Source organism: Streptomyces sp. TLI_171 (assembly GCF_003610255.1).
Lineage (GTDB): Bacteria > Actinomycetota > Actinomycetes > Streptomycetales > Streptomycetaceae > Kitasatospora.
Genome location: NZ_RAPS01000001.1, coordinates 1,456,074 through 1,480,748 on the forward strand (window position 1 = coordinate 1,456,074; position 24,675 = coordinate 1,480,748).

Below are 24,675 nucleotides of genomic sequence, written 5' to 3' on the forward strand. Positions count from 1 at the left end.
CTGGGGGCATGAGCGATTCCCCCCTGCCCCGCGTCGAGTTCTGGTGCGACCTGCTGTGCCCCGACTGCCGCACCGCCCTGGACGACGTCCGGGCGCTGCGGGAGCGCTTCGGTGACGCCCTGACCGTCGAGCTGCGACACTTCCCGCTGGAGAAGCACAAGTACGCGTACCCGGCGGCGGAGGCCACCGCCGAGGCGTTCGAACAGGGCCGCGGCTGGGAGTTCGCGGAGGCGGTGCTGGCGCGGCTGGAGGACGTGGAGCGCGGCGGGGCGCCGGTGCTGGTCGAGATCGCCGCCTCGGTGGGCGTCGACGCGGAGGAGGTGGACACCGCGCTGATCGACGGCCGGCACATGCTCTGGGTCGACTCGGACGTCGCCGAGGGCCGGGCGATCGGTGTGAAGGGCACCCCGACGTACGTGGTGGCCGGGCAGCGGCTGGACGGCGGGCAGTCCCAGGACGGTCTGCGCGAGCGGATCGTGGAGCTGCTCGGGGCCTGACGGCCCGGGTCGGCGGTCAGTACAGCCGCTTGCTGAGCATCCGCCGGGTCACCCGGTAGCCCAGCGAGTCGTAGAGCGCGATCGCCGACCCGTTGTCGGAGAACACGTTGAGGCCGAGGTCGTGGACGCCGGCCGCCAGGCACTCGCGTTCGGCGAGGCGCATCAGGGTGCGGCCGTGGCCCCGGCCCCGGTGCTCCGGGGCGACCTCGACCAGCATCACCCAGGCCAGCGGGCGGCCGTCGGGGTAGCGGTCCTGGCGCAGCGCGACCCAGAGGCTGCCGAGGACCCGGCCGTCGGCGTCCAGCAGGTGGGAGAGCACGGTGTCCGGGGTCGCCGGGCCGACCGGGAGCGCCGCCCGGTGGTCGCTCTCGGCCTTGGCGGTGGCTTCGGCGGGGCCGAGGCCGGACGCGATCAGCTCCTGCCGGTAGCCGGCGACGGCGGCGGCCTGCCAGTCCGGGTACTGCTCGGGGCCGATCCGACGGTGCGTCACCTCCGGCGGCAGGGGCGGGGGTTGGTCGAGCGGCTTGGCGAGGTGGCGCATCGTCTCGGTGTAGCCGAGGGCGTGGGCGAGGTGCAGTGCGGCGTCCGCGCCGGCGGGCACCGCGAGGTCGATCCGGCTGCACCCCCAGGACCGCAGCACCTCCTCCGCTGCCAGCACCCCGACCGTCGCCCGCCCCCGCCGCTGCCCTTCCCGGACCTCCAGCTCGCTGATTTCCCCGGCCCAACTCCCTTGCTTGACCACCGCGTTGGTCCGCAGCCCGCCCACCGGCCGCCCGTTCACCAGGATCTGCCAACGCCGCGTGCGCCCCCCGCCGGCCCCGGTCTCCTCCGGCCCCTCGGGCCGCAACGTGGTGGTCATACCGCCTGTGTTCCCGCCCACACCTCCCCTACACCGGGTCGCTGTCCTGCGCGGCCCGTTCGGCGAAGAGCTCCATGGCCTTGCGGGTCACCGGGCCGACGCCCGGGAGTTCGCGGTCGTCGATGCGGGTGACGGCCTGGACGTCGCGGAGGGTGGAGGTCAGGAAGATCTCCTCGGCGCCGGCGAGGGCCTCGAAGGGGAGGTCGGCCTCCTCGGCGCCGGTCCAGTCGAGGACGAGCTGGCGGGTGATGCCGGCCAGGCAGCCGGAGGCGAGGGTGGGGGTGAGGAGCCGGCCGTCGAGGACCACGAAGACGTTGGAGCCGGTGCCTTCGCAGAGCAGGCCCGCGGTGTTGCCGAGCAGCGCCTCGGTCGCGCCGGCGCGGTGCGCGGCGGCGAGCGCGACGACGTTCTCGGCGTAGGAGGTGGTCTTGAGTCCGGCGACGGCGGAGTGCTCGTTGCGGCGCCAGGGCACGGTGACGACGGCGGTGGTCTCGGTGCGGGGCTTCGCGGTGCCGAGCGCGACGACCAGGCTGGGGCCGCTCTCGCCGCGTTCGGAGCCGAGCGGGGAGGTGCCGCCGGTGTAGGTGATGCGCAGGCGCCCGAGCGGCAGCGGCTTGGCGGCGAGCACGTCGGCGCAGGCCGACCGGACCAGGTCGTGGTCGGGGTCGGGCAGCCCGAGGCCGCGCGCGGAGCGGGTGAGGCGGTCGAGGTGCCGGGTGAGGGCGAAGAGTTCGCCGTGTTCGGCCTTGACGGTCTCGAAGACGCCGTCGCCGACGGTGAGTCCGTGGTCGAGGACGGAGAGTGCGGCGTCGTCCTCGGCGGCGAGGGTTCCGTTGACCCAGATCATCGGCGTGCTGCTCCTTGGCTGGTCGCTGCTGGTCAGTGGGGGGTGCCGCTGGAGGCTATCGCCACCAGCCGGGCCGCTTTGAGTTCGGTCTCCCGCCATTCGCGGTCGGGGTCGGAGTCCCAGGTGATGCCGGCCCCGGTGCCGAACCTGAGCACGGGCGGGGCGCCGGCCGGCCGCTCGATCCAGAAGCTGCGGATGCCGACGGCGAGTTCGGCTTCGCCGCGGTCGGCGTCGACCCAGCCGAGGGCGCCGCAGTAGGGGCCGCGGGGGGCGGTCTCCAGGGCGCGGATGATCCGCAGGGCGCTGCTCTTGGGCGCGCCGGTGACGGAGCCGGGCGGGAAGGTGGCGTCGAAGAGTTCGGTCCACCCGGCGTTCGCGCGCAGGCGGCCTTCGACCAGCGAGACGAGGTGGACCAGGCCGGGGTGCTTCTCGACGGCGCACAGGTCGGGAACGGTGATGCTGCCGGTGTCGCAGACCCGGCCGAGGTCGTTGCGGACCAGGTCGACGATCATCACGTTCTCGGCGTGGTCCTTGTCGAGCAGGTCGGCCTCGGTGCGGCCGGTGCCCTTGATCGGGCCGGAGCGGACGGTGCGCCCGTGGCGGCTCAGGTAGAGCTCGGGCGAGGCGGTGGCGATCTCGACGCCGTGTTCGGGAAGCCGAATCGTTCCTGCATACGGTGCGGGGTTGTGGGCGGCGAGGAGTCCGGTGAGGGCGTCGACGTCGCTGCGGTCGGGGTCGGGCAGCGGTGCGCTCAACACCCGGCAGAGGTTGGCCTGGTACACCTCGCCGGCGGCGATGTGCTCGCGGATGCGTCGGACGCCCGCCCGGTAGGCCCCGGCGTCGAGGGAGCTGCGCCAGACGTCGGGGGCGGGCCCCTGCCAGCGGTCGGTGGCGGGCGGCGCGGGGTCGGGGCGGACGTCGTCGAACCGGGCGCAGGTCAGGCGGCCCTCGAAATCGTGGGCGACGGCCCAGAATCCGCCGCGTTCCAGGGCCGCCGGGTCGTCGGTGACCTCGCGCAGGCCGGTGGCGAGGCGTCCGGCGAAGCGGGCCATCGGCTGGTGCGGGTTGAGCGGTGCGGTGCGGCCGGACACGGTTCTCCTGCGCGGTTTTCGGTGCTGCCCCGCCCGGCGCGCGGGGCTCGGGGATGGGCGCCGGGGGATCGCCCCGGTACCGGAAAGTCTAGGTCGCGGGCCTGTCGGAACGCCCGGGGCGGCCCCGAGGGTTCGGCATCCGGCGGCCACCACCGCGCCACGCTGCGGGAACGGATTTTTCAGCTGGGCCGGGGATCCGCTAGAGTTCAACACGTCGCCAGGGAGCGGAGCCGGAGAAAAACGGTGAAGCCGACTGGGAGACAGGCGGACGTGGCTCAGTTGGTAGAGCATCACCTTGCCAAGGTGAGGGTCGCGAGTTCGAATCTCGTCGTCCGCTCGATGGAGAACAGGTAAGATCGTTCTCCGGAGTTGCCTGGTGGAGTGGCCGAGAGGCGAGGCAACGGCCTGCAAAGCCGTGTACACGGGTTCAAATCCCGTCTCCACCTCCAAGAGGTACCGCTCGGTCTCGACCGAGGGTCCTCCCCGCGCGATTAGCTCAGCGGGAGAGCACTACCTTGACACGGTAGGGGTCACTGGTTCAATCCCAGTATCGCGCACTGATCTTCGGATCCCGGTCCTCTGGATCGACCCGCGCGATTAGCTCAGCGGGAGAGCACTACCTTGACACGGTAGGGGTCACTGGTTCAATCCCAGTATCGCGCACTCAGGCTTGCTCCTCGGGAGTGCCTGGCGCACCCGCGCGATTAGCTCAGCGGGAGAGCACTACCTTGACACGGTAGGGGTCACTGGTTCAATCCCAGTATCGCGCACCACAGTTGAGAGCCGCCGTCCGGTTTCGGACGGCGGCTCTCGGCATTTCGAGGTGTGCGGCGGAGCGGCAGAAAATGGGGGCCGGGAACGGCACGCCCTCACCGACGTGTCGTTCCCGGCCTCCTGGTGGGCCGGAGCTGCAGCCTTGCGCCGCCCACCACGTCCGTCCACGACTGGTGGGGGCTGCTCCGCCCGGCGTGACCCCTACCCCATGGGGGGTCAGCGCCCGATCAGGTCGGCGACGGCCTTGGTCTGCGTCGCCAGTTGGTCCCACGCGCCGAACAGGGCGAGCAGCAGGATCGCGCAGGGCAGCACGATGGCGAGCGCGACCATCGGGTGCCGGGTCTCCGTGGTGGGGAGGGGCCGGCGGCGAAGGGCTCTGGTGAGCGGTGCCATGGGTGCGGTGCTCCTGCCGGGCTGCGGTGCTGCGGTCGGGTCGGTGGGGTGGTGCTCGGTTGTCGCGGGGGCGGGTTTCTCGGGGGACGAGCGGGCCCCGCCCTCGCTGTGAACAACCGTAGGCGGGACGGCTGTCGGGGTCGTCATGCCCGCGTACCGTTCCGATCGCCTCCGCTGGTAGGAGGAGCGGAGCGGTGTCGTACTCCTGGAGTCGGAGACGGGAGCGCGGGCACCCTGATGACAACCCTGAGGGCGCCCCCTGGGGGGCGGCTCGACCGGGGCTGGGGCGGGCGGTCCTGACGGTGCGTCGGGCCGGGCTCGCGGGGGCCGCGAGCAGAGCGTAAGGGTTTTATCTGACAATTCGACCGGCGGTTCGCGTGTTGCGTGTCGACGCGGGGCCGCTACCTGTCCGTAAGCTGTCCCGAGACAGTTGTCTGACGATGCCCCAGATCCGACGGGGCCTCACCCCACAGGCTGACGGAACGGGAACGGTACTGGCGGATGGCAATGGTGCGGCTGCGGCGTGAGGACCCCCGCATCGTCGGTCCGTACCGGCTGCACCGGCGGCTGGGCGCGGGCGGGATGGGCGTGGTCTACCTCGGCTCCGATCGCAAGGGGCAGCGGGTCGCGCTGAAGCTGATCCGCGCCGAGCTGGCCGAGGACGCCGAGTTCCGCACCCGCTTCGCCCGGGAGATCGCCGCCGCCTCGCGGATCCGCGGCGGCTGCACGGCCCGGGTGGTGGGCTCCGACATCGAGGCCGACCGGCCGTGGCTGGCCACCGCGTACGTGCCCGGGCCCTCGCTGTACAAGCAGGTCTCCGAGGAGGGACCGCTGGCCTGGCCGGACGCCGCGCGGATCGGTTCGGCGCTGGCCGACGGCCTGGTGAAGGTGCACGAGGCCGGGGTGGTGCACCGGGACCTGAAGCCGTCCAACATCCTGCTCTCCCCCAAGGGCCCGCGGATCATCGACTTCGGCATCGCCTGGTCGCGCGGCGCGTCCACGCTGACCCACGTCGGCACCGCGGTCGGCTCGCCCGGTTTCCTCGCGCCGGAGCAGGTGCGCGGCGCGGCCGTCACGCCCGCCACCGACGTGTTCGCCTTCGGGGCGACGCTGGCCTTCGCACTGACCGGCGAGTCGCCGTTCGGCTCGGGCGCCTCGTCCGAGGTGATGCTGTACCGGGTGGTGCACGAGGAGCCGGACCTGACGGGCATTCCGCCGGTGCTGGCCCCGCTGGTGCGGGCCTGCCTGGCCAAGGAGCCGGCCGAGCGGCCGCCCGCGGCCGCCCTGCACGAACGCCTCAGCGAGCTCGCCGCCCGCGGCGGCGGCCGCTCCGGCCGGACCGCCCCGGCGCGTACCGAGGAATCGGCCCCCGAGAGCGCGGCGACCCGTCGCCCGGTACCCGGCGCGGTCCGGCGGCCGGAGCCGCGGGTGGACGCGGCAGCCCGGGCGGACGCCGCGGCGGCGCGGGCCGGCGCCCGTCCGGACGGGCGGGCCGAAGGGCGTGCCGACGGTTCGTCGGCGGGCCGGCCGCCCGCCGGGCCGTCGGTGGCCTCCGCTCCCGCGATGCCCCGGCAGGACGTCCGGCCCGAGGGCCGCCCGGCGAACGCCGCGGCGGTGCGTCGCCCGGCCCGGGACGGCGACACGGTGCGCGAGCGCCGCCCCGCCGGGCGGGAGCGCACCCCGGTGCCGGGCCGCGACCGCACTCCCCCGCCCGGGCGCGCTCCGCACACCCTCGGTGGGCGGCCGACGCCCCGTCAGCGGCTGCTGCGGCAGCGCCTGGTGGTGTTCGTCACCGTGACGCTGGGAGTGGCGCTGGCCATCGCGGTGGCGCAGGGCTGCGAGAACCGGGACGCGCAGGGCCTGGCCCCGCTGCCCTCGGCGAGCGCACCGGCCGGCGCGGACGCCGGGGCGACGCTCTCGGTGGACGGCGTGCACGCGGCCGGGCACGGCGAGACCGGCCTCGGCCCGGCGCTCGGCAGCCAGCCGCAGGTCGACTGGCCGAACCTGAGCTACCCCGACCCGGCCGGCGGCCCGACGATCCGCCTGCGCGACGGCCGGGCCACCGGGGCGGGCGCCCCGGTCTCGCTGGCCGCCGTCCTGCCGGCCCGCTACCGCGACGGGCAGGCCGCCCTGGTCGTGCTGCGCCGGGTCGAGGGCGCGGTGCCGGTGGACCTGGTCCAGCTGTACGGCTTCACCAACGACGCCCCCGTGCTGCTCGCCGACCGTGCCTCCACAGCCAACCCGGAGGCGGGCGCGGTGTGGCGGGTGGAGAACGGCGCCCTCGTCCGGGAGGAGCGGGTCGACCGCACCGGCGCGGTCTCCTCCACCCGGTACACCGTCCGCCCGGACGGCGGCCTGGAGGAGTCCTGGCCGGGCGCGGGCGTCACCGGCACCACCGGCTGACGGCCCCTCACAGCCCGGCGCTTTCCAGTCTCGCGCGCATCTCCGCCACCGGAAGCGCGGGGTTCGCGGCAGCGGCCTCGGCGGCGGGCACGTGCAGCAGCCGGTCCACCAGCTCGGCGGGCAGGGCCGGGTTCGTGGCCAGGGCTGCGGTCAGGTCGGGCATGCGTCGTGAATCACCTTCGGTGGTCGGGCTGCGAGCGTACCGGCGGCCCGGTGACGGGCTGTCAGTGGGCGAAGGCAGCATGTGCCGCATGATGTGGACGACCGACGCGATGCACGTCGCGTACTGCCAGTACTTCCTGTACGGACCGGAGTTGCCGGGCGGCTGGGACGGGCACGCGTTGGCCCGGCTGTTCCACGGGAACGGGGTGGCGGCGGGGTGCCCGGACCATCTGACGGTGCTGTGCGGGACGCACACGGGGTTGATCCGGCTGGGGGTGGAGCGGGTCGCGGGGCGGCCGCCGGAGCCGGGCGCGGAGTGGGAGAGCGTGGTGGAGCTGTCGCTGTACAGCAGCGGCGAGTTGCGGCTGCGGGCGTGGGACGGCGTGGAGGTCGCGGAGGCGGGGAACCTGGCGCACGCCGGTCGTGGCTGGTACCGGGTGCGGGTGCAGACCCGGGGGCGGGACCGCGGCCGGGAGGCGGACACCGCGGCCCGCCCGGTGGAGGAGCACCGGCTGACGGTGTGGCCCGCTCCCCCGTCGCCCGATCTGGTGCTGCGGGTGGGCGACCTGACGGGCCGTCGGCATCACGACCCGCGCCGGCCGGCGCCGCAGCCGATACGGCCGCCGGCGGCCGGGCGGGCCGCCTGAGCTGCGGCGGGGCCGGGGCCGGATAATGAGGTCCGCGCCGGGTGCCGGTCCGGCGGCGGCGGAGCGAGCCGGGAGGTACGGAGCGATGACCCTGGTCGAAGGACAGCGCGTCAGGCTGGTGGCGGACTTGGCGCTGGGTACGGCGTCCGAGGGTGCGGACGGCCCGGTGGTCGGGTTCCTGCTGCTGGGTGCGGGTGTCGAGGGCACCGTGCAGCGGGTGGCCGGGGAGGTGCCTCCGCCGGAGGAGGTCCGCGAGTACGAGCGGCTGCGGGCCCTGTTCGAGGACTACGGGCACACCATGCCGCCGGAGACCCTGGGCCGGTTGGAGGCGGAGCTCGCCGAACTGGAGCCGCACTGGGACGCGTTCCGGGCGCGGGGCGCCCGCTCCTCCGCCCGGGTCCGGTTCGACAACGGCTTCGTGCTGGACGAGGCCGACGAGGCGGTGCTGGCCGCGCTCTGAACCGCGGCCCCGTCAGAAGGTGTCGTCGCCCGACCAGGTGCACCAGCCGTCGCCGAGCGAGGAGTGGTGCACCGCCGCCTGGCCGGTCGGGGCGCCGTGCGGGAGACAGGCGAAGCCGTGCGGGGCGGGGACGCCGACCGGCGCGACGGTGAACGTCGCACCGCCGTCGGATGGTTCGGCGTCCTGGAGGCGGAATCCGGCGACCCGGGCGGGGGTGCCGGTGGCGAGAGCGTCCGCGGTGAGCCCGGACCGGGAGAGCGTGAAACGCCCCTCGACCGGCACGTCCTGGCAGACGGTCAGCGCGGCGGCACCGATCAGCACGGGTACCGCTGCCCGGCGCCACGGCCCGTGCCGCCCGGCCCGCGGGTGGGTGGCCGCACGCGCCGCCGGGGCCTGCTGCCAACCCAGCCACACCAGCGGCAGGGCCAGCAGGGCGAGCGCGCCGAGGCAGACCAGCGCCTGCTCCTCACCCGGCACGCTCTCACCCAGCAGGACGGCCAGCACGGCCAGCGCGCACCCGACCAGCACGATGGTGCCGGACCGCTGGAGCCGAAGCCGGCGGCGGTGGCGGATGCCCACGGCGACGGCCACCAGCAGTGGCAGCGTCACCGGCACGAACAGCGCCACCGCGAAGGCCGTCAGCACGCTCCCGACGTAGCCCAACGCCGCCAGGCCGCCGTGCACCCCGCCGGGCGTGGCCGTCAGACCGACCAGCAGCGCGAGCAGGAGCAGCGGCCCCCGGTAGCCGGGCCGGGCCAGTCGGCGGAACGGTGCGGCCAGGCGCTCGGCGGTCGTCGTCACGCGGACCTGTCTACCGGAGAAGCCGCCGGTGCGGAAGCCCACGGCCCGTCAGCCGCCGTGCCGGCGGCGGGCTCAGCCGTGGTTGACGGCGTAGAACGCGATCGCGGCGGCCGCTCCGACGTTCAGCGAGTCGATGCCGTGCGCCATCGGGATCCGGACCCGCTGGTCGGCGGCCGCCAGCGCCTTCGGCGTCAGACCCTCGCCCTCGGCGCCGAGCATCAGCGCCGCCTTGGGCAGCAGGTGCGGCCGGGCGGCGGTGAAGTCCTCCGCGCCGGAGGGGGTGAGGGCGAGCAGGTCGAACCCGGCCTCGCGGACGGTGCCGAGCGCGTCGGGCCACGGGTCGAGCCGGGCGTAGGGGACGGAGAAGACGGCGCCCATCGAGGTCTTGACGGCCCGTCGGTACAGCGGGTCGGCGCAGTCCGGGGAGAGCAGGACGGCGTCCATGCCGAGCGCGGCGGCGGAGCGGAAGATCGCGCCGAGGTTGGTGTGGTCGACCAGCCCTTCGAGGACGGCGACCCGGCGGGCCCCGGCGAGCACCTCGGGGGCGGCGGGCAGCGGCCTGCGTTCCATCGAGGCGAGCGCGCCGCGGTGCACGTGGTAGCCGGTGACGCGCTCGGCGAGGCCGGGTTCGACCAGGTGGACGGGCGCGTCGGCGGCGGCGATCACGTCCGCCATGACGCCGAGCCACTTGGCGGTCAGCAGCATGGAGCGCATCCGGTAGCCGGCCGCGAGGGCGCGGCGGATGACCTTCTCGCCCTCGGCGATGAACAGGCCTTCGGCGGGTTCGCGGCGGCGGCGCAGCTCGACGTCGGTGAGGTCGGTGTAGTCGCTCAGGCGCGGGTCGGCGGGGTCGGTGATCGTCTGGGGCTCGGACACCGCTCGATTTTCGCACGGGGGAGCGGTCGCCGGGCCGCTCCCCCGCGCCGCTCAGCCGCCCAGGACGTGGACGACCTCGCCGATCACGATGACCGCCGGGGGCTTGACGCCCTCCGCGAGCACGGTCTCGCCGACGGTGGCCAGGGTGGCGTCGATCCGGCGCTGGCCCGCGGTGGTGCCCTCCTGGACGACGGCGACGGGCGTGGCCGCGTCGCGTCCGTGGGCGATCAGTTCGGCGGCGATCGCGGCGATCTTGTCGACCGCCATCAGCAGCACCAGCGTGCCGGTCATCCCGGCGACGGCGGCCCAGTTGGTGAGGGACTTTTCGCCGGGCCCGACGTGGCCGGAGATCACGGTGAACTCGTGGGTCAGGCCGCGGTGCGTGACCGGGATGCCGGCCGCGGCGGGCACGCTGATCGAGGAGGAGATGCCGGGCACCACGGTGACCGGCAGCCCGGCCTCCAGGCAGGCCAGCAGTTCCTCGCCGCCGCGGCCGAACACGTAGGGGTCGCCGCCCTTGAGGCGGACCACGAACTTGCCGGCCTTCGCGTGCTCGATCAGCGTCCGGTTGATCGCCTCCTGCGCCATGTAGCGGCCGTAGGGGATCTTCGAGGCGTCGATCACCTCGACGTGCGGCGGCAGTTCGGCGAGCAGTTCGCGCGGGGCGAGCCGGTCGGCGACCACCACGTCGGCGTCGGCGAGCAGGCGGCGGCCGCGGACGGTGATCAGATCGGGGTCGCCGGGGCCGCCGCCGACCAGGGCGACGCCCGCGCCGCGGGCCCGGTACTGGCGGGCCGCCAGCGAGCCGTCGCGCAGGCCCGCCACGATGGAGTCGCGCAGCGCGGCGGAGTGCCGGGGGTCGCCGGTCAGCACGGCGACGGTGGCGCCGGCGTCGTGGCCGGAGGCGGGCGTCCAGGCGGTGGCGGCGGAGGCGTCGTCGCTGCGCGAGCAGAACACCCGCAGCCGCTCGGCCTCGGCGGAGACCGCGGTGTTGACCGCCGGGTCGTCGGTGGCGACCAGGGCGTACCAGGTGTCGGCGAGGTCGCCGTCCGCGTACGGGCGCCGGTGCCAGGTCAGCTCGCCGGCGTCGGCCATCGCGGAGACCGCGGGGGTGGTGGCCGGGGATATCAGGTGGATCTCGGCGCCGGCGGCGATCAGCGCGGGCAGCCGGCGCTGGGCGACCTGGCCGCCGCCGACGACGACGACGCGGCGGCCCGCGAGCAGCAGCCCGACGGGGTACGGGGTGAGGCCCTGGGTGGAGGGGTGGGGCGTGGGCGCGGTCATGAGGGGGAGCTCCTGGGTGGGCGGCGGTGCTGGGGCGGTCCGACGGGATCGGCCGGACGGCCCCACGGGTGGGAGCCCTGTGCCGGCGCGCCCTTGAGCCGGTACGGGTCAGGTCGGGTCAGGGTCGGTCCTGCCGCTGCTCGGCACCCGGTGTCGGGCCCGGCGGGACCGGCCGGACCGGACCCCGGCGGGACGGCCGCCCCCTCGCACTGCGGGGGCGGCCGGCGCCGGTCGGTCAGGCCTTCTCGGTGACTCCGGCGGAGTCGAAGGTGGCTACATCGTGCATCGCCCGGGCCGCGCTCTGCACCAGCGGGAGGGCCAGCAGGGCTCCGGTGCCCTCGCCGAGCCGCAGGTCCAGGTCGATCAGCGGGCGCAGGCCGAGCTTGGCGAGCGCCGTCTGGTGGCCGGGTTCGGCGGAGCGGTGCCCGGCGATGCAGGCGGCCAGCACCTCGGGGGCGATGGCCTTGGCGACCAGCGCGGCCGAACCGGCGATCACGCCGTCCAGGATGACCGGGGTGCGCAGCGAGGCCGCGCCGAGCAGGAACCCGGCGATCGCGGCGTGCTCCAGGCCGCCGACGGCCGCGAGGACGCCGATCGGGTCGGCCGGGTCCGGCTTGTGCAGCTCCAGGGCCTGCCGGATCACCTCGACCTTGCGGGCGTGCGTGGCGTCGTCGATGCCGGTGCCGCGGCCGGTCACCTCGGCCGGGTCGGTCTCGGTGAACACCGAGATCAGCGCGGCGGAGGCGGTGGTGTTGGCGATGCCCATGTCGCCGGTGATCAGCACCTTGTTGCCGGCCGCGACCAGGTCGCGGGCGGTCTCGATGCCCACCTCGATGGCGCGCAGCGCCTCGTCGCGGCTCATCGCCGGACCCTGCGTCATGTCGTCCGTGCCGGGCTTGACCTTGCGCGGCAGCAGGCCGGTGGTGCGGCCCTGCTGGATGGCGTCCGGCAGTTCGGCGGCCACGCCGACGTCGACCACGCACACCTCGGTGCCGACCTGCGCGGCGAAGGCGTTGACCACGGCGCCGCCGGCCAGGAAGTTGCCGACCATCTGCGCGGTGACCTCCTGCGGCCACGGGGTGACGCCCTGGGCGTGCACGCCGTGGTCGCCGGCGAAGATCGCCACGCAGCCGGGCTCCGGGATCGGCGGCGGGCACTTGCGGGCCAGGCCGGACAGCTGCGCCGCGATGACCTCCAGCACGCCGAGCGACCCGGCGGGCTTGGTCATCCGCTTCTGCCGGTCCCAGGCCTCGCCGAGCGCCTTGGCGTCCAGCGGGCGGATGCCGCGCAGCGTGTCGGACAGCAGGTCGTGCGGCTCCTCGCCGGGCAGCGCGCGGTTGCCGTACTGCTCCTCGTGCACCACCCAGGACAGCGGGCGCTTCTTCGCCCAGCCCTGCTGCTGCAGCTCGGGCTCGTCCGGGAACGCGTCCACGAAGCCGACGCACAGGTAGGCGACGACCTCCAGGTGCTCGGGCAGGCCGAGTTCGCGGACCAGCTCCTCGTCGTCGAAGAAGCTCACCCAGCCGACGCCCAGGCCCTCGGCGCGGGCCGCCAGCCAGAGGTTCTCCACCGCCAGCGCGGCCGAGTACGGGGCCATCTGCGGCTGGGTGTGCCGGCCCAGGGTGTGCCGGCCGCCGCGGGTGCGGTCGGCGGTCACCACGATGTTGACCGGCGTCTCCAGGATCGCCTCGATCTTGATTTCCTTGAACTGCTTCGCCCGGCCCTTGGGCAGCGAGTCCGCGAACGCCTCGCGCTGACGCTCCGCCAGCTCGTGCATCTTGCGGCGGGTCTTCGCGGAGCGGATCACCACGAAGTCCCAGGGCTGCGAGTAGCCGACGCTGGGAGCGGTGTGCGCCGCCTCCAGCACCCGGATCAGCACCTCGTGCGGGATCGGGTCGGACCGGAAGCCGTTGCGGATGTCCCGCCGCTCCCGGATCACCTGGTGGACGGCCTCCCGGCCGGCCTCGTCGAAGCCGGGCGCGGCCGGCGGCCGCTCCTCGTCCGACTCCTCGGCGGCCTCGACCAGCTCGACGGCCTCGACGGCCTCCTCGGCGCCGGCGGTTTCGACCGCCGGGACCGCGTCGACCACGTCGGCCACCTCCGCGGGCTCAGCCGTCGGCTCCTGCTCCGCCTCGACGGCCTCCGCCGTCCCGGCCTGCTCGGCCTGCTCGACCGGCTCGGTGCCCTCCACGGCCGGGGCGCCCTCGGCGGCCTGGGGGGCATCGGGGGCTTCGGCGGTGGGCGGCTCCGGGGCCGCGGGGTCCTCGGGCGCCGGCTCGGCGGCCTCGACCGGGGCCTCGGCGGCGGGCGCTTCGGGCTCCAGCAGCGGCAGCCCGGCGGGCGCGGCCAGGAACGCGGAGATCCGGCGGTGCGCGCCCCGGCCGGACTTCGCGGGCTGGGCGGGGATCGGCTGGGCGACGGCCTCGCCGCTCACCGTCTCGGCGCCGGCGGCGGGCGGCTCCTCCGACGGCGCGTCAGCCGCCTCGGCCACCGCGACGGCGACGGCCTCGGGCTGCGGCTCCGACGGGGCGTCAGCGCCCTCCGCGGCGGTCGGCTCGGCCGCGGCGCCCGGGACCGGCTCGGCGGGCGTCTCAACCGCTGCCGGGGCCTGCGCGGCGACGGCCTCCTCGACGGGCTCCACGAACACCGGCGCGAGGTCGGCGGCGGGGGCGGCCACCGGCTCGGCGGGGACCTCGGGTGCGGGACCGGCCTCGACCGGGGCCACCGGGACGGCCGGGACCGGCACCGCCTCGACGGCCACCGGCTCGGCGACCGGCGCAACCGCCTCGGCCACCGGGGCCACCGGCTCGGAAACCGGGGCCACCGGCTCGACGGCGACGGGCTCGACGGCGACGGGTCCGGCGGCGGCCGGGGCCTGCACGGGCGCGGCAACCGGGGCGACCGGCTCCGCCGCGACCGGAGTGACCGGAGCGACGGCCACCGGCTCGGCGACCAGCGCGGCGGCGGCCTCGACCACGTGCGGCTGCACGGGCGCGGGCACCGGCACGGCCTGCACGGCGACCGGGGCGGCGACCGGCGCGGGCTGCACGGCCGCCGGCTGCTGCGGCTGCGCCACCTGCGGCTGCAGCAGCATCTCGGGGGGCGGCACCGGCACCCCGTACGCGGGCGTGCCGCCGGGGGTGGAGGGGCCGCGGTCGGCGAGCGAGCGGACCGGGACGTGACCGGTCATCAGCGACGGGTCGGGGATCGGCGGGCCGGCGTGCAGCGGGCGGCGCGGCTGAGGGGTCGTCAGCTGCGGACCGGCGGGCTGCTGGGCGGCGCCGAGGTGCAGCGTGCCGGGCACGTCGTCCGCCGCGGGGGCCTCGGGCGCAGCCGGGGCTCCGGGCGCGGCCTCGGCGGCCGGCGCGGTGAGCACGGGCGGGGCGAGCGGCGGCCAGGACGGCGCGACGGGGGTGCCGGCGGGCTGTTCGGCGCCCGGCGCCTCGCCGGCGGGGGCGGCCTCGACGGTGCCGTGCACGGCGTCGCCCCAGGCGGTCTGGGGGCCGGGCATCAGCAGGACGTCGTCGTCCTCGTCGCCGTCGGGCTGGTCGAGGAAGGTGTAGGCGGGGCGCTGCTCGCCGTGCCACGCGGGCGCGGGTGCGGCGGGCGGAAGGGGCGCGCCGAGGTGGTGCTCCGGGGCGGGCCCGCCGGGCCCGGGTTCGGGCGCGAGGGGACCGGCACTGGGGGCGTGGCCGCCGTCGGTCATGTCAATGCTCCTTCCAGGCCGCTTGCGCGTCCTCGGCGGGCCCTGGGGTTCCGCCACTTCGCCGGGGTGGGGCCGCACCGACCCGTCCCCTTACTCCATCGGCCGTCACCCGCACGGGTGGCGTGCCATCAGAAACAACGACTGCCCCGGGCAACCGGCACGACGGCGCGGCCGCTTCGGACCCTCGCGGCATTCTTCCGGGCCGGTGCGCACCGCGTCGAATGCCCGCGAAGCGGGCTGTTTGGGTTGCAGCCCGTCAAATGGGCGGCAACCGGGCCGGATCGGACACGGTGCTGCTTCGACGGGCTGGGCCCCGGGGGAAAACCCTACCGGCCTCGGTGGGGCCGTTCTCGAAACCCTGTCCGGATGCGACGGGGATCACCGTACCGGCGGGGTCGGACGCTCAGTCGTGCGGTTCGGCCCAGATCAGCAGGGTGTAGTCGCCGCGGCCGAACGACGGTCCCGCGCCGGCGCTCTGTTCGGCGCGCAGCGGCGCGGACTGGAGCAGCAGCCCGTCGGTGCGGTAGCCGGCGCCGTCGAGGATCTGCCGGGTCTCGGCGGCTTCGGCGAGGCTGCGGGCGACGGCGACCACGCGTTCGGGCTTGCGGGCGGCGACGGCGCGGACCATGGCGGGGCCGCCGTGTTCGACCGCGACGGCGTCGGGTTCGGGGAGCGCGCCGAGGACTTCGGGGCCGGCGCCGGTGGCGGTCTCGATCTCGACGCCGGCCTTGCGGGCGTTGGCGGCGATCCGGGCGCAGTCGGCGGGTTCGGCCTCGACGGCGACGACGGCGGCGCCGAACCTGGCGGCTTCGACGGCGAGCGCGCCGTCGCCGGCGCCGACGGTCCACAGCAGGTCGCCGGCGGTGGGGGCGAGCCGGGCCAGGGCGAGTGCGCGCACATGCGGCGGGAGTGCGCGGGGGCGGCGGGTGTCGGCGTCCGCTCCGGCGTACGCCCGGTTGGGGAGCGCCCAGCCGCGCTGCGGTCCGGGGTGGTCGAGGGGGCGGCCGGCCAGCCAGCCGGCGGCGGTCTCGGCGGGCGGGACGTGGCCGATGACCAGCACCACGGAGGGGTCGCGCCAGTCGTGGTCGGGGACGCGTTCGGAGGTGAGGACGGTGACGTCCTCCTCGGGGGTGCCGAGGGCTTCGCAGACCACGAAGGTGCGCGGGACGCCGCGCAGCATCAGGGCGAGTTCGCTGGGTCCGGCGTCGGCGGTGGTGAGGACGGCGACCTTGGGGTGGGCGCGGCAGATGTTGGCGGCGCGGCGCAGGCGGCCGCCGTGCGCGGAGACCACCTGGGCGTCCTCCCAGGCCATGCCGGCCCGGGCGAAGGCGGTGGCGACCGAGGAGACGGCGGGCAGCACTTCGAGTTCGAGGCCGAACTCGGGGCGGCGCAGGGTGCGGACGACGCCGAAGAAGCCGGGGTCGCCCTCGGCGACCACGACGGCGGTGCCGCGGTGTTCGGCGAGCCTGCGGGCGGCGGCCCGCAGGTCGGCGAGGCCGATCCGTTCGGCGCGTTCGGGAACGGGGAGGGCGGCCAGCTGGTAGCCCGCCCCGGCGACCAGGGTGGCTCCGGCCAGCGCGCCCGCGGCGGCCTGGGTCAGTGGGGTGCCGTCCCACCCGATGACCGTGATCCGGTCAGCCATCTGCGGCTGTTCTCCCTATGCCGTGTTCCGCCCCTGGCGGGGTGCGCCGTCGGCACTCCCCGGGCAGAGGCTACCGCGTGACCGGGGTGGTGCGGAGGTCTGGCGCGCGCCGGGGGCGCGGGCGGGGGGTGCTCAGTGGCGCAGGGCGGGGTGCCGGTCGGCGGGGTGGCGTGGTTCGGGCGGGTCGAGGTCCTCGGGGAGCAGGCTCCACACGATCAGGTCGGAGTGTTCCTCGGGCCCCGGTCCCCATTCGCCGCCGCGGACTATGGCGGCGTTGCGCAGGACGCCTTCGCTGATCGCGCCGGTCTTCTGGGCGACCTGCTGGGCGGCGGTGTTGCCGGCGGCGGTGCGCAGTTCGAGGCGTTGGAAGCCGCGGTCCTCGAACAGCCACTGGGCGGTGCCGAGCACGGCCTCGGGCGCGTAGCCCTCGCCGCGGGCCCAGGGGGCGGTGACGAAGCGGACCTCGGTGGCGCGCAGGCGCCAGTCGGTGCGGTCGAGTTCGAGCAGGCCGACCAGGCGCTGGGTGAGGTGTTCGGTGACGGCGAAAACGATTCCGCGTCCCCGGGCGCGCCGCTCGGGCGCCTGACGGCGGATCAGCTCCTGGGCGTCGGCCTGGGTGTAGGGGCGGGGGTGGCCGGTCCAGGTCTGCACGAGTTCGTCGGTGAGCATGGCGGCCAGCCCGGGGGCGTCCTGCTCCTCAAGGGAGCGCAGCAGCAGTCGTTCGGTGCTGATGGCTGTCTCGGGGAAGTTCGCAACCATGCCGTCTCTCCTCGCCGGGTCGTGGACACACCGTACGCCCCGCCCTTCCTCGGGCGTGCCAGCGTACCCGCTCGGGACCTCACGACTCGTCAGCACGGTGCCCCCGGCGGGGAGGCCGGGGGCACGGTGCGGTGCTGAGCGGGGATCAGAAGGCAGGGACGACGGCGCCCTGGAAGGTGTCGTCGATGTACTTCTTCACCTCGGCGGAGTGCAGCAGCTCGGCGAGCTTCTGGACCCGCGGGTCGCTCTCGTGGCCCTTCTTGACGGCGAGGATGTTGGCGTAGGGGTTGCCCTGCGCCTTCTCGACCAGGATGGCGTCGGTGGCCGGCTTGAGGCCCGCGCCGAGGGCGTAGTTGCCGTTGATGATCGCGGCGTCGACGTCGTCGAGGGCGCGCGGCAGCTGGGCCGCCTCCAGCTCCTTGAACTTGAGGTTCTTCGGGTTGGCGGCGATGTCCTGCACGGTGGCGGTGGTGCCGGCGCCGGCCTTGAGGGTGATGACGTTGTTGTCGGCGAGCAGCTTCAGCGCCCGGCCCTCGTTGGTGGCGTCGCTGGGGACGGCGACCTGGGCGCCGTTGGCGAGGTCGCCGACGGTCTTGACCTTCTTGGAGTAGGCGCCCAGCGGCTCCAGGTGGACGGCCTCGACGGAGACGATGTCGGTGCCGTTCTTCTTGTTGAAGTCGTCGAGGTAGGGCTGGTGCTGGAAGTAGTTCGCGTCCGCGGAGCCGTCCTGGACCGAGGTGTTGGGGGTCACGTAGTCGCTGACCTCCTTGATCTCCAGCTTGAGGCCCGCCTTGGCCGCCAGGTTGTCCTGCACGAACTTGAGGATCTGCGCGTGCGGGGTGGGGCTGGCGGCGACGACCAGGGCCTTGTTCGGGTCGGCCGAGGCGCCGGAGCCGGAGGAGCCCGAGGAGCAGGCGGCCAGGGTGAGCGCGAGGCCGGCGGCGGTGGCGGTCAGGGCGGTGGTCTTCAGGACGTTACGCACGAAAAGTGCCTTTCTGCGGGTTGCGAACGGCCCTGGTGGGGCCGGGTGCCCGTCCCGTGGTGCGGGGCGGGAAGTCAGTGGGTGGACGCGAGGTCCTCGTCGGCCTCGCCCGGCTCGGCCTGGGCGGAGCGGAAGAAGCTGAGCGGGCTGCGGTAGTCGCCGCGGTGCGAGAGCCGGCGGGCGGCGAAGTCGCCCAGCAGCTGGATCGCGGTGACGATGACCACGAGTTCGGCGACGATGACCCACATGAAGGCGGTCTCGAAGCGCTGGTAGCCGTAGCGGATGGCGAGGTCGCCGAGTCCGCCGCCGCCGACCGTGCCGGCCATCGCGGAGTAGCCGATGAGCGCGATCACCGTGGTGGTGGCGGAGGCGACCAGCGAGGGCAGGGCCTCCGGCAGCAGGGTCTTGCGCACGATGGTGCCGGTGCGGGCGCCCATCGCCTTCAGCGCCTCGACCAGTCCGCCGTCCACCTCGCGGACGGAGGTCTCCACCAGCCGGGCGAAGAACGGGATCGCGCCGATCGCGAGCGGGACGCTGGCGGCCTGCCAGCCGAGCGTGGTGCCCGCGACCAGCCTGGTGAACGGGATCACCGCGACCATCAGGATGATGAACGGGATGGAGCGGCCGACGTTGACGATCACGCCGAGCACCCGGCTGACCGTCAGGTTCTGCAGCAGCCCGCCCTTGTCGGTGAGTACCAGCAGCAGCCCGAGCGGCAGGCCGATCACCAGGGTGGCGAGCCCGGCGATGCCGACCATGCCCAGGGTCTCCCAGGTGGCGGGCCACATCAGTTCCTGCATCTGGTCCCAGGTCATGCCGCCGCTCCGTTCGACTGGTCGAGGACGTCCACCTGCAGGCCCTGCTGGCGCAGGTAGCCGATCGGCACCACGTTGTCGGTGTGGCTGCCGGGCAGTTCGACCCGCATCCGGCCGACCAGGCGGCCGGCGATGGTCTCCACCGCGGCGCCGAGGATGTTGATGTCGATCTGGTAGGTGCGGGCCAGCTGGGAGACGAACGGCTGGGCCGGCGCGTCGCCCTGGAAGGTGATCTCCAGGACGGTGCGCTCAGGGTCTCCTGTGCCGTAGTCGCCGAGCGGGAACAGGTCGCGGGAGATCCGCGAGTGGCCGTCCGCCAGCAGGTCGGTGAGCCGCCCGGTCTCCACCACCCGGCCGCCGCGCATCAGGGCGGCCGAGTCGCACACCGACTTGATGACCTCCATCTCGTGGGTGATCAGCAGGACGGTCAGGCCGAGCTGCTGGTTGAGCTCGCGCAGCAGTTGGAGGATGGAGCGGGTGGTCTCCGGGTCGAGGGCGCTGGTGGCCTCGTCGGAGAGCAGCACCTTGGGGTCGCCGGCCAGTGCGCGGGCGATGCCGACGCGCTGCTTCTGGCCGCCGGAGAGCTGGCCGGGGTAGCTGCGGGCCTTGTCGGCGAGGCCGACCAGGTCGAGCAGTTCGGCGGCCTTGCGGCGGCGCTCGCGGCGGTCCACGCCGATGATCTCCAGCGGCAGTTCGACGTTCTGCTGGACGGTGCGCGAGGACAGCAGGTTGAAGTGCTGGAAGACCATGCCGATCCGCTGCCGGGCGGCCCGCAGCTCGCGGCCGGCCCGCTCCTCGGTGCCGGACAGCGCGGTCAGTTCCACGCCGTCGACGGTGACGCTGCCGGCGGTGGGCCGCTCCAGCAGGTTGACGCACCGGATCAGGGTCGACTTTCCGGCGCCGCTGGTTCCGACGACCCCGAACACCTCGCCCTGTCGCACGTGCAGGTCCACGTCGTCCAGCGCCCGGACCTCGCGGCCCTGGGAGCGGTAGACCTTGGTCAGGCCCTTGGTGGTGATCACAGCTGCTTCCGTTGTTCGTCGGCGGACGGCCGTGGGGGCGTCCGCGCCAATGGCGGGATGGGCACGGGGGTGCCGGGAAGGAGTCGGGGTGCTGCCGTCTGATCGATCATGTCCGCCGGTCGGGCGGGGCGCGCGTGGGCGTAGCCCTGACGAGTCATCAGCGGACGGGACGTCAGCGGGTGCTGGGCGAAGGCTCTCAGCGGCGACACATTCGACGACACATGCGCGACTCACCTGCCGGCGTCGCGCCGGTGGGGATGCATGTCGTCGTCGTGGTCATGGACCCAGTAAATCAGACATTTGGTTTACGTCCCAATTTTCAGGACGCGGTGTCCGACATGCGGACACGGTCCTTGCGGCACAAGCACTGCGGCGCCCGACCCTGGTCAGGGGTCGGGCGCCGCAGGATGCGTTCCGGAGCGTCAGGCGGCCAGCGAGGCCGTCACCGGCTTGGCCAGCGTCACGATCGACAGCCGGCGGGAGACCTCGCGCACCTCGGTCTCGCGGTAGCCGAGCTTGCGGTAGAGCCGCAGGTTGCCCAGGCTGCGGTGGCCGGTGAACAGTTCGAAGCCGCTGCTCGCGCCGTCCTCGGCGAGCTGCGCCTCCAGTGCCTCCAGCAGACGGCGGCCCAGGCCGTGCCGCTGCATCCGCGGGTGCACCACCAGACGGCCGATCCGGCCGACGCCGTTCTCGTCCACCCAGCCGCGCACGCTGCCGACCACTTCGTCGCCGAGCCGGGCGACCAGCACCCGGTGCTCGGCGAACTCGGCCCGCAGACTCTCCAGCGTCTGGGTCAGCGGCTCCAGCGTCCAGTCGCTGTAGAGCTCCGCCTCGCTCTGGTAGCCGAGGTACTGGAGCTTGAGGATCTGCTCCGCTTCCTCCGGTCGTGCCGTTGCGATGATCACACTCATGCCCATGTGCGGGGGCCTCCCCATCGTTAGTGCCCGGCGCGCACGAGTGAGGGTCTCGCACCGGTTCCTGTCCGAGGTGCCCGGACGGGGATCGGCCCGGCCCGGGAAAAGCGCGACGCGTCCCGCCGGACGGTGGTCCGGTGCACCGGGACTGACGCACGCTCACGCTCAGTATCCGGCCAGCCGGGCGACCGTCAAGAGAGACGTTCGCCACCGCTCTACCCACGCGCCAGCTGTTCTCAACCTTCCGGACGCCCGACGTGGCGAGCGTCACGCCCCCGCGGACGACGCCGTCACCCGCTCGGCCGGATGTTCTGGTTCACCCGGAACAGGTTGGTCGGATCGTAGCGGTCCTTCAGCGCCACCAGCCGCTCGTACTTCGCCAGCCCGTACGCCTCCACCACCCGGGCCTGCCCCTCCTGGCCCATCAGGTTCACGTACGCCCCGCCCGAGGAGAACTGCCGCATCGCCTGCCAGCACCGCCGCACCCACGCCACCTGCGGCTCCGGCGGCCCGTCCGTCCACCGCCCCGTCGCGCTCAGCAGGTACGGAGCCGTCCGGTACGTGTACGCGGTGTCCTCCGGGCCCACCCGGGCCACCGCGCCGCCCAGGAACGCCAGTTGCAGCTGCGCCTCCGGGGAGGGCATGGTCGCCACCTGCTCGCCCAGGCAGTGGATCGCCGCGTCGTCCAGCACCGACAGGAACTCCGAGCGTCCGAAGTTCCCCGCGCCCGCCCCCCGGCCCGGGTCCAGCATCTGCTGCCACAGCGTGTACGGCCGGGTCTGCACGGTGTCCGCCACCACTCCCGGCAGCGCGCGCAGCGGCGCGACCGCCTCCCGGCCCCGGTCCGCCCGGCCCGACCAGCACAGGCCGATCCGCAGCATCGGCCGGTCCGGCAGGTGCGCCACCCCGCGCGGCCGCCCGAACTCGATGCCCACCGTCACCCCGTCCGGGGCCTGCGCCATGAAGTCCCGCACCGCCGCCACCGTCGGCGCCAGCAGCTCGGCCGGCACGTACACCGCCCCGCACAGCACGTGCGGCCCCACCCGGTGGAGCCGGTACGTGAACGAGGTGACCACGCCGAAGTTGCCGCCGCCGCCGCGCAGCCCCCGGAACAGTTCCGGATGCGAGGCCGAACTCGCCGTCAGCAGACGGCCCTCCGCCGTCACCACGTCCGCCTCGACCAGGTTGTCGCAGGTCAGCCCGTACGCCCGGGCCAGCCACCCGACTCCCCCGCCGAGCGTCACCCCGGCGATGCCCGCCGCCGAGTACGGCGCGCCGGGCGTCGCCAGGTCGAACGCCTGGGTCTCGTGGTCGAACAGGCCCCAGGTCACCCCCGGCTGCGCCCTGGCGATCCGGCGCGCCGGGTCCACCCGGACTCCGCGCATCCCCGACAGGTCGATCAGCATCCCGCCGTCCGTCGTCCCCAGGCCCGCCTGACTGTGCCCCGCCCCGCGCACCGCCGCGGCCAGCCCGTGCTCCCGGGCCACCACGACGGCCTGCAGCACGTCCGCGACGCCGGTGCACCGCGCGATCACCTCGGGCCGCCGGTCCACCGCGGCGTTCCACACCGCCCGCGCCCCGTCGTACCCGTCGTCCCCGGGCACCAGGATCTCGCCCCGGAACCCCTCTGCCAGTGCCATGGCTGCTTTGGCCATGCCTCCAGGGTAGGAAGCGGTTCAGGAATCGGCGCGCCAGAACTCAAGCTTCGCCCGCGCCGGCCGTCGCCCGGTGGTCGGGGACCCGGACCGGATCGGCGACCGTGAGCGCGGCCAGGGTGGCGTCGCCGCTCGCGGGCGCGGTGGTGTTGCTCGCGGGGATCCACACGACCAGGTCCAGCGATCCGTCGTCGGGGCCGGAGCGGGCGTGGTCGGCTGCGAGCTGGGTCTTCCCGGTACCCGCGCGACCGTCGGGCACCGCACCCGTGGCGTCGTCGGCGGCGAGCACCCGGGGGCTCGGCGCGGTGGAGGAACTCGCCCGCGCGGGCCGGGATCCGGCCGACCGCCTGCGGCCGCTGGACGGGGGCGCAGGTGCACGTGGACGCCGCCCGTCGTGCCGGCCGCGATGCCGTGTTGCCCGCTCGCCGTGATGTTCCGGCCCGGTTGCTGCTGGTCCACGGGCCCCCGGTCCGCCGCACTCCGACTCGGCGCCGGTGCTGTCCGGGCCGGAACGCCGGGCACCGCCGAACGGCACGCCAACCACTCGGACCAGCCGGGGGGTGACGCGCCGTCCGGTGACCGGGAGGGTCAGCCGAGCCAGGACTGCTGGGCGGCCAGGTCTTCCTTGATCTCGGCGAGCTGGATCGCGACCGCGGACGGGGCGGTGCCGCCGCGGCCGTTGCGGGAGGCGATCGCGCCGTGGACGGACAGCACGCTGCGGACGTCCGGGGTGAGGTGGGCGGAGATCTCGGCGAACTGGGCGTCGGTCAGGTCGGAGAGCTCGATGCCCTCGGCCTCGCAGACCTTCACGCAGGCGCCGGCCACCTCGTGCGCGACCCGGAACGGGACGCCCTGCTTGACCAGCCATTCGGCGATGTCGGTGGCGAGCGAGAAGCCGGCCGGGGCCAGCTCCTCGAGGCGCTCGCGGTGCACCGTCAGGGTCGCGATCATGCCGGTGAAGGCGGGGAGCAGCACCTCGAGGGTGTCGCAGGAGTCGAAGACCGGCTCCTTGTCCTCCTGCAGGTCGCGGTTGTAGGCGAGCGGGAGGGCCTTGAGGGTGGCGAGCAGGCCGGTGAGGTTGCCGATCAGGCGGCCGGACTTGCCGCGGGCGAGCTCGGCGATGTCGGGGTTCTTCTTCTGCGGCATGATCGACGACCCAGTGGAGAAGGCGTCGTGCAGCGTGATGAAGCCGAACTCCTTGGTGTTCCAGATGATGATCTCCTCCGCGATCCGCGAGAGGTTGATGCCGATCATCGCGGTGACGAAGGCGAACTCGGCGACGAAGTCGCGCGAGGCGGTGCCGTCGATGGAGTTGCCGACCGAGCCGCGCTCGAAGCCGAGGTCGGCGGCGACGGCCTCCGGGTCGAGGCCGAGCGAGGAGCCGGCCAGCGCGCCGGAGCCGTAGGGGGAGACGGCGGTGCGGGTGTCCCACTGGCGCAGCCGCTCGGCGTCCCGGCCGAGAGCCTGGACGTGGGCGAGCACGTGGTGGGCGAACAGCACCGGCTGGGCGTGCTGCAGGTGGGTCCGGCCCGGCATCGCGGTGTCCGGGTGGGCCTCGGCGAGGCCGACCAGGGCGTGCTGGAGGTCGAGGATCAGCGCGCCGATGGTCCGGCCGTGGTCGCGCAGGTACATCCGGAACAGGGTGGCGATCTGGTCGTTGCGCGAGCGGCCGGCCCGCAGCTTGCCGCCGAGGTCGGCGCCGAGGCGCTCCAGCAGGCCGCGCTCCAGGGCGGTGTGCACGTCCTCGTCGGCGACGGTCCCGACGAACGCGCCGGACTCGACGTCGGCCAGCAGCTCGTCCAACCCGCGGACCATGCCGGCGAGTTCGTCGTCGTTGAGCAGTCCCGCCTTGTGCAGCACCCGCGCGTGGGCCTTGGAGCCGGCGATGTCGTACGGGGCGAGCCGCCAGTCGAAGTGGACGGAGGCGGAGAGCTTGGCGAGGGCCTCGGAGGGGCCGTCGGCGAAGCGCGCGCCCCAGAGGCGGACGTCTGCGGGCTGTTCGGCGGTCATCGCGTGGGGCTCCTTCAAGTGCTGTAAGTGTGGCTGCGCCCCGGCCGCCGTACGTCGACGGGGGCCGGGGCACGGG

The 24,675-nt window shown here is 74.7% G+C and carries 22 protein-coding genes and 5 tRNA genes; 9 read left to right on the forward strand and 18 right to left on the reverse strand.

Annotated features, from left to right (window positions below; genetic code table 11):
* Window positions 1-8 precede the first annotated feature (8 nt).
* A complete protein-coding gene (locus BX266_RS06715; protein WP_099897992.1) occupies window positions 9-497 on the forward strand; it encodes a DsbA family protein in 489 nt (162 codons plus the stop codon).
* A 16-nt stretch (window positions 498-513) separates the two neighbouring features.
* Here the strand turns inward: BX266_RS06715 and BX266_RS06720 are convergent, their stop codons facing one another.
* The 3 genes from BX266_RS06720 to BX266_RS06730 are packed head-to-tail and all read right to left on the reverse strand — an operon-like array spanning window position 514 to window position 3,294.
* Window positions 514-1,356, reverse strand: a complete 843-nt coding sequence (locus BX266_RS06720) for a GNAT family N-acetyltransferase (protein WP_099897993.1) — start codon at window positions 1,354-1,356, stop codon at window positions 514-516.
* A 28-nt stretch (window positions 1,357-1,384) separates the two neighbouring features.
* Window positions 1,385-2,203, reverse strand: coding sequence for an aminotransferase class IV (locus tag BX266_RS06725; protein ID WP_099897994.1), 819 nt, complete (start codon window positions 2,201-2,203; stop codon window positions 1,385-1,387).
* A gap of 32 nt (window positions 2,204-2,235) precedes the next feature.
* Window positions 2,236-3,294 (reverse strand): chorismate-binding protein, encoded by a 1,059-nt coding sequence (locus BX266_RS06730; protein ID WP_180290405.1) that lies wholly within the window; start codon window positions 3,292-3,294, stop codon window positions 2,236-2,238.
* A gap of 264 nt (window positions 3,295-3,558) precedes the next feature.
* Between BX266_RS06730 and BX266_RS06735 the strand changes: the two genes are divergently transcribed.
* The 5 genes from BX266_RS06735 to BX266_RS06755 all read left to right on the forward strand — a co-directional run bounded on the left by BX266_RS06735 (window position 3,559) and on the right by BX266_RS06755 (window position 4,067).
* Window positions 3,559-3,631: transfer RNA gene (locus BX266_RS06735), tRNA-Gly, on the forward strand.
* 38 nt (window positions 3,632-3,669) lie between these two features.
* Window positions 3,670-3,743 (forward strand) — tRNA-Cys (locus BX266_RS06740).
* A gap of 36 nt (window positions 3,744-3,779) precedes the next feature.
* Window positions 3,780-3,851, forward strand: a tRNA-Val gene (locus BX266_RS06745).
* Between the two features lie 34 nt (window positions 3,852-3,885).
* Window positions 3,886-3,957 (forward strand) — tRNA-Val (locus BX266_RS06750).
* Between the two features lie 35 nt (window positions 3,958-3,992).
* A tRNA-Val gene (locus BX266_RS06755) sits at window positions 3,993-4,067 on the forward strand.
* 217 nt (window positions 4,068-4,284) lie between these two features.
* Here BX266_RS06755 and BX266_RS38400 read toward each other — a convergent pair.
* Window positions 4,285-4,461: a hypothetical protein gene (locus BX266_RS38400; protein ID WP_180290406.1), complete on the reverse strand. Its 177-nt coding sequence runs from the start codon at window positions 4,459-4,461 to the stop codon at window positions 4,285-4,287.
* A 501-nt stretch (window positions 4,462-4,962) separates the two neighbouring features.
* On the opposite strand from BX266_RS38400, the gene BX266_RS06760 reads away from it, so the two are divergent.
* Entirely contained in the window at window positions 4,963-6,864 is a 1,902-nt protein-coding gene (locus BX266_RS06760; protein ID WP_099897996.1) for a serine/threonine-protein kinase, read from the forward strand.
* A 7-nt stretch (window positions 6,865-6,871) separates the two neighbouring features.
* On the opposite strand, the gene BX266_RS38405 is transcribed toward BX266_RS06760, so the two are convergent.
* Window positions 6,872-7,027 (reverse strand): hypothetical protein, encoded by a 156-nt coding sequence (locus BX266_RS38405; protein WP_180290407.1) that lies wholly within the window; start codon window positions 7,025-7,027, stop codon window positions 6,872-6,874.
* 88 nt (window positions 7,028-7,115) lie between these two features.
* Between BX266_RS38405 and BX266_RS40760 the strand changes: the two genes are divergently transcribed.
* Both BX266_RS40760 and BX266_RS06770 read left to right on the forward strand, forming a co-directional pair.
* The gene (locus BX266_RS40760; protein ID WP_143686877.1) at window positions 7,116-7,673 is read left to right on the forward strand and encodes a hypothetical protein; all 558 of its coding nucleotides are present in this window, start codon (window positions 7,116-7,118) and stop codon (window positions 7,671-7,673) included.
* A gap of 85 nt (window positions 7,674-7,758) precedes the next feature.
* The gene (locus BX266_RS06770) at window positions 7,759-8,133 is read left to right on the forward strand and encodes a hypothetical protein (RefSeq protein ID WP_099897998.1); all 375 of its coding nucleotides are present in this window, start codon (window positions 7,759-7,761) and stop codon (window positions 8,131-8,133) included.
* A gap of 12 nt (window positions 8,134-8,145) precedes the next feature.
* On the opposite strand, the gene BX266_RS06775 is transcribed toward BX266_RS06770, so the two are convergent.
* From BX266_RS06775 to argH, 13 genes are all read right to left on the reverse strand, one after another.
* Window positions 8,146-8,934 carry a hypothetical protein gene (locus BX266_RS06775; RefSeq protein ID WP_143686878.1) on the reverse strand — a complete coding sequence of 263 codons (789 nt, stop codon included), beginning with the start codon at window positions 8,932-8,934 and terminating at the stop codon, window positions 8,146-8,148.
* 72 nt (window positions 8,935-9,006) lie between these two features.
* Window positions 9,007-9,810, reverse strand: coding sequence for an RNA methyltransferase (locus BX266_RS06780; RefSeq protein WP_099898000.1), 804 nt, complete (start codon window positions 9,808-9,810; stop codon window positions 9,007-9,009).
* A 51-nt stretch (window positions 9,811-9,861) separates the two neighbouring features.
* The gene (gene cobA / locus BX266_RS06785; protein WP_099898001.1) at window positions 9,862-11,094 is read right to left on the reverse strand and encodes a uroporphyrinogen-III C-methyltransferase; all 1,233 of its coding nucleotides are present in this window, start codon (window positions 11,092-11,094) and stop codon (window positions 9,862-9,864) included.
* A 235-nt stretch (window positions 11,095-11,329) separates the two neighbouring features.
* Window positions 11,330-14,800 carry a nicotinate-nucleotide--dimethylbenzimidazole phosphoribosyltransferase gene (gene cobT, locus BX266_RS06790; RefSeq protein WP_099898002.1) on the reverse strand — a complete coding sequence of 1,157 codons (3,471 nt, stop codon included), beginning with the start codon at window positions 14,798-14,800 and terminating at the stop codon, window positions 11,330-11,332.
* A gap of 403 nt (window positions 14,801-15,203) precedes the next feature.
* A complete protein-coding gene (gene cbiE, locus BX266_RS06795) occupies window positions 15,204-16,442 on the reverse strand; it encodes a precorrin-6y C5,15-methyltransferase (decarboxylating) subunit CbiE (RefSeq protein ID WP_099898003.1) in 1,239 nt (412 codons plus the stop codon).
* A 132-nt stretch (window positions 16,443-16,574) separates the two neighbouring features.
* A complete protein-coding gene (locus tag BX266_RS06800; RefSeq protein WP_099898004.1) occupies window positions 16,575-17,201 on the reverse strand; it encodes a GNAT family N-acetyltransferase in 627 nt (208 codons plus the stop codon).
* A 145-nt stretch (window positions 17,202-17,346) separates the two neighbouring features.
* Window positions 17,347-18,183, reverse strand: a complete 837-nt coding sequence (locus BX266_RS06805; RefSeq protein WP_099898005.1) for a MetQ/NlpA family ABC transporter substrate-binding protein — start codon at window positions 18,181-18,183, stop codon at window positions 17,347-17,349.
* Window positions 18,184-18,257: 74 nt separating this feature from the next.
* Window positions 18,258-18,998 (reverse strand): methionine ABC transporter permease, encoded by a 741-nt coding sequence (locus tag BX266_RS06810; protein WP_099898006.1) that lies wholly within the window; start codon window positions 18,996-18,998, stop codon window positions 18,258-18,260.
* Window positions 18,995-20,020: a methionine ABC transporter ATP-binding protein gene (locus BX266_RS06815; RefSeq protein ID WP_099898007.1), complete on the reverse strand. Its 1,026-nt coding sequence runs from the start codon at window positions 20,018-20,020 to the stop codon at window positions 18,995-18,997. The genes BX266_RS06810 and BX266_RS06815 overlap by 4 nt, the downstream gene beginning before the upstream one ends.
* Window positions 20,021-20,442: 422 nt before the next feature.
* Window positions 20,443-20,937 (reverse strand): GNAT family N-acetyltransferase, encoded by a 495-nt coding sequence (locus BX266_RS06820; protein WP_099898008.1) that lies wholly within the window; start codon window positions 20,935-20,937, stop codon window positions 20,443-20,445.
* A gap of 287 nt (window positions 20,938-21,224) precedes the next feature.
* Window positions 21,225-22,589 carry an FAD-binding oxidoreductase gene (locus BX266_RS06825; protein WP_099898009.1) on the reverse strand — a complete coding sequence of 455 codons (1,365 nt, stop codon included), beginning with the start codon at window positions 22,587-22,589 and terminating at the stop codon, window positions 21,225-21,227.
* A gap of 43 nt (window positions 22,590-22,632) precedes the next feature.
* The gene (locus tag BX266_RS06830; protein WP_099898010.1) at window positions 22,633-22,878 is read right to left on the reverse strand and encodes a hypothetical protein; all 246 of its coding nucleotides are present in this window, start codon (window positions 22,876-22,878) and stop codon (window positions 22,633-22,635) included.
* 299 nt (window positions 22,879-23,177) lie between these two features.
* The gene (argH, locus tag BX266_RS06835) at window positions 23,178-24,599 is read right to left on the reverse strand and encodes an argininosuccinate lyase (RefSeq protein WP_099898011.1); all 1,422 of its coding nucleotides are present in this window, start codon (window positions 24,597-24,599) and stop codon (window positions 23,178-23,180) included.
* Between the last annotated feature and the right edge of the window lie 76 nt (window positions 24,600-24,675).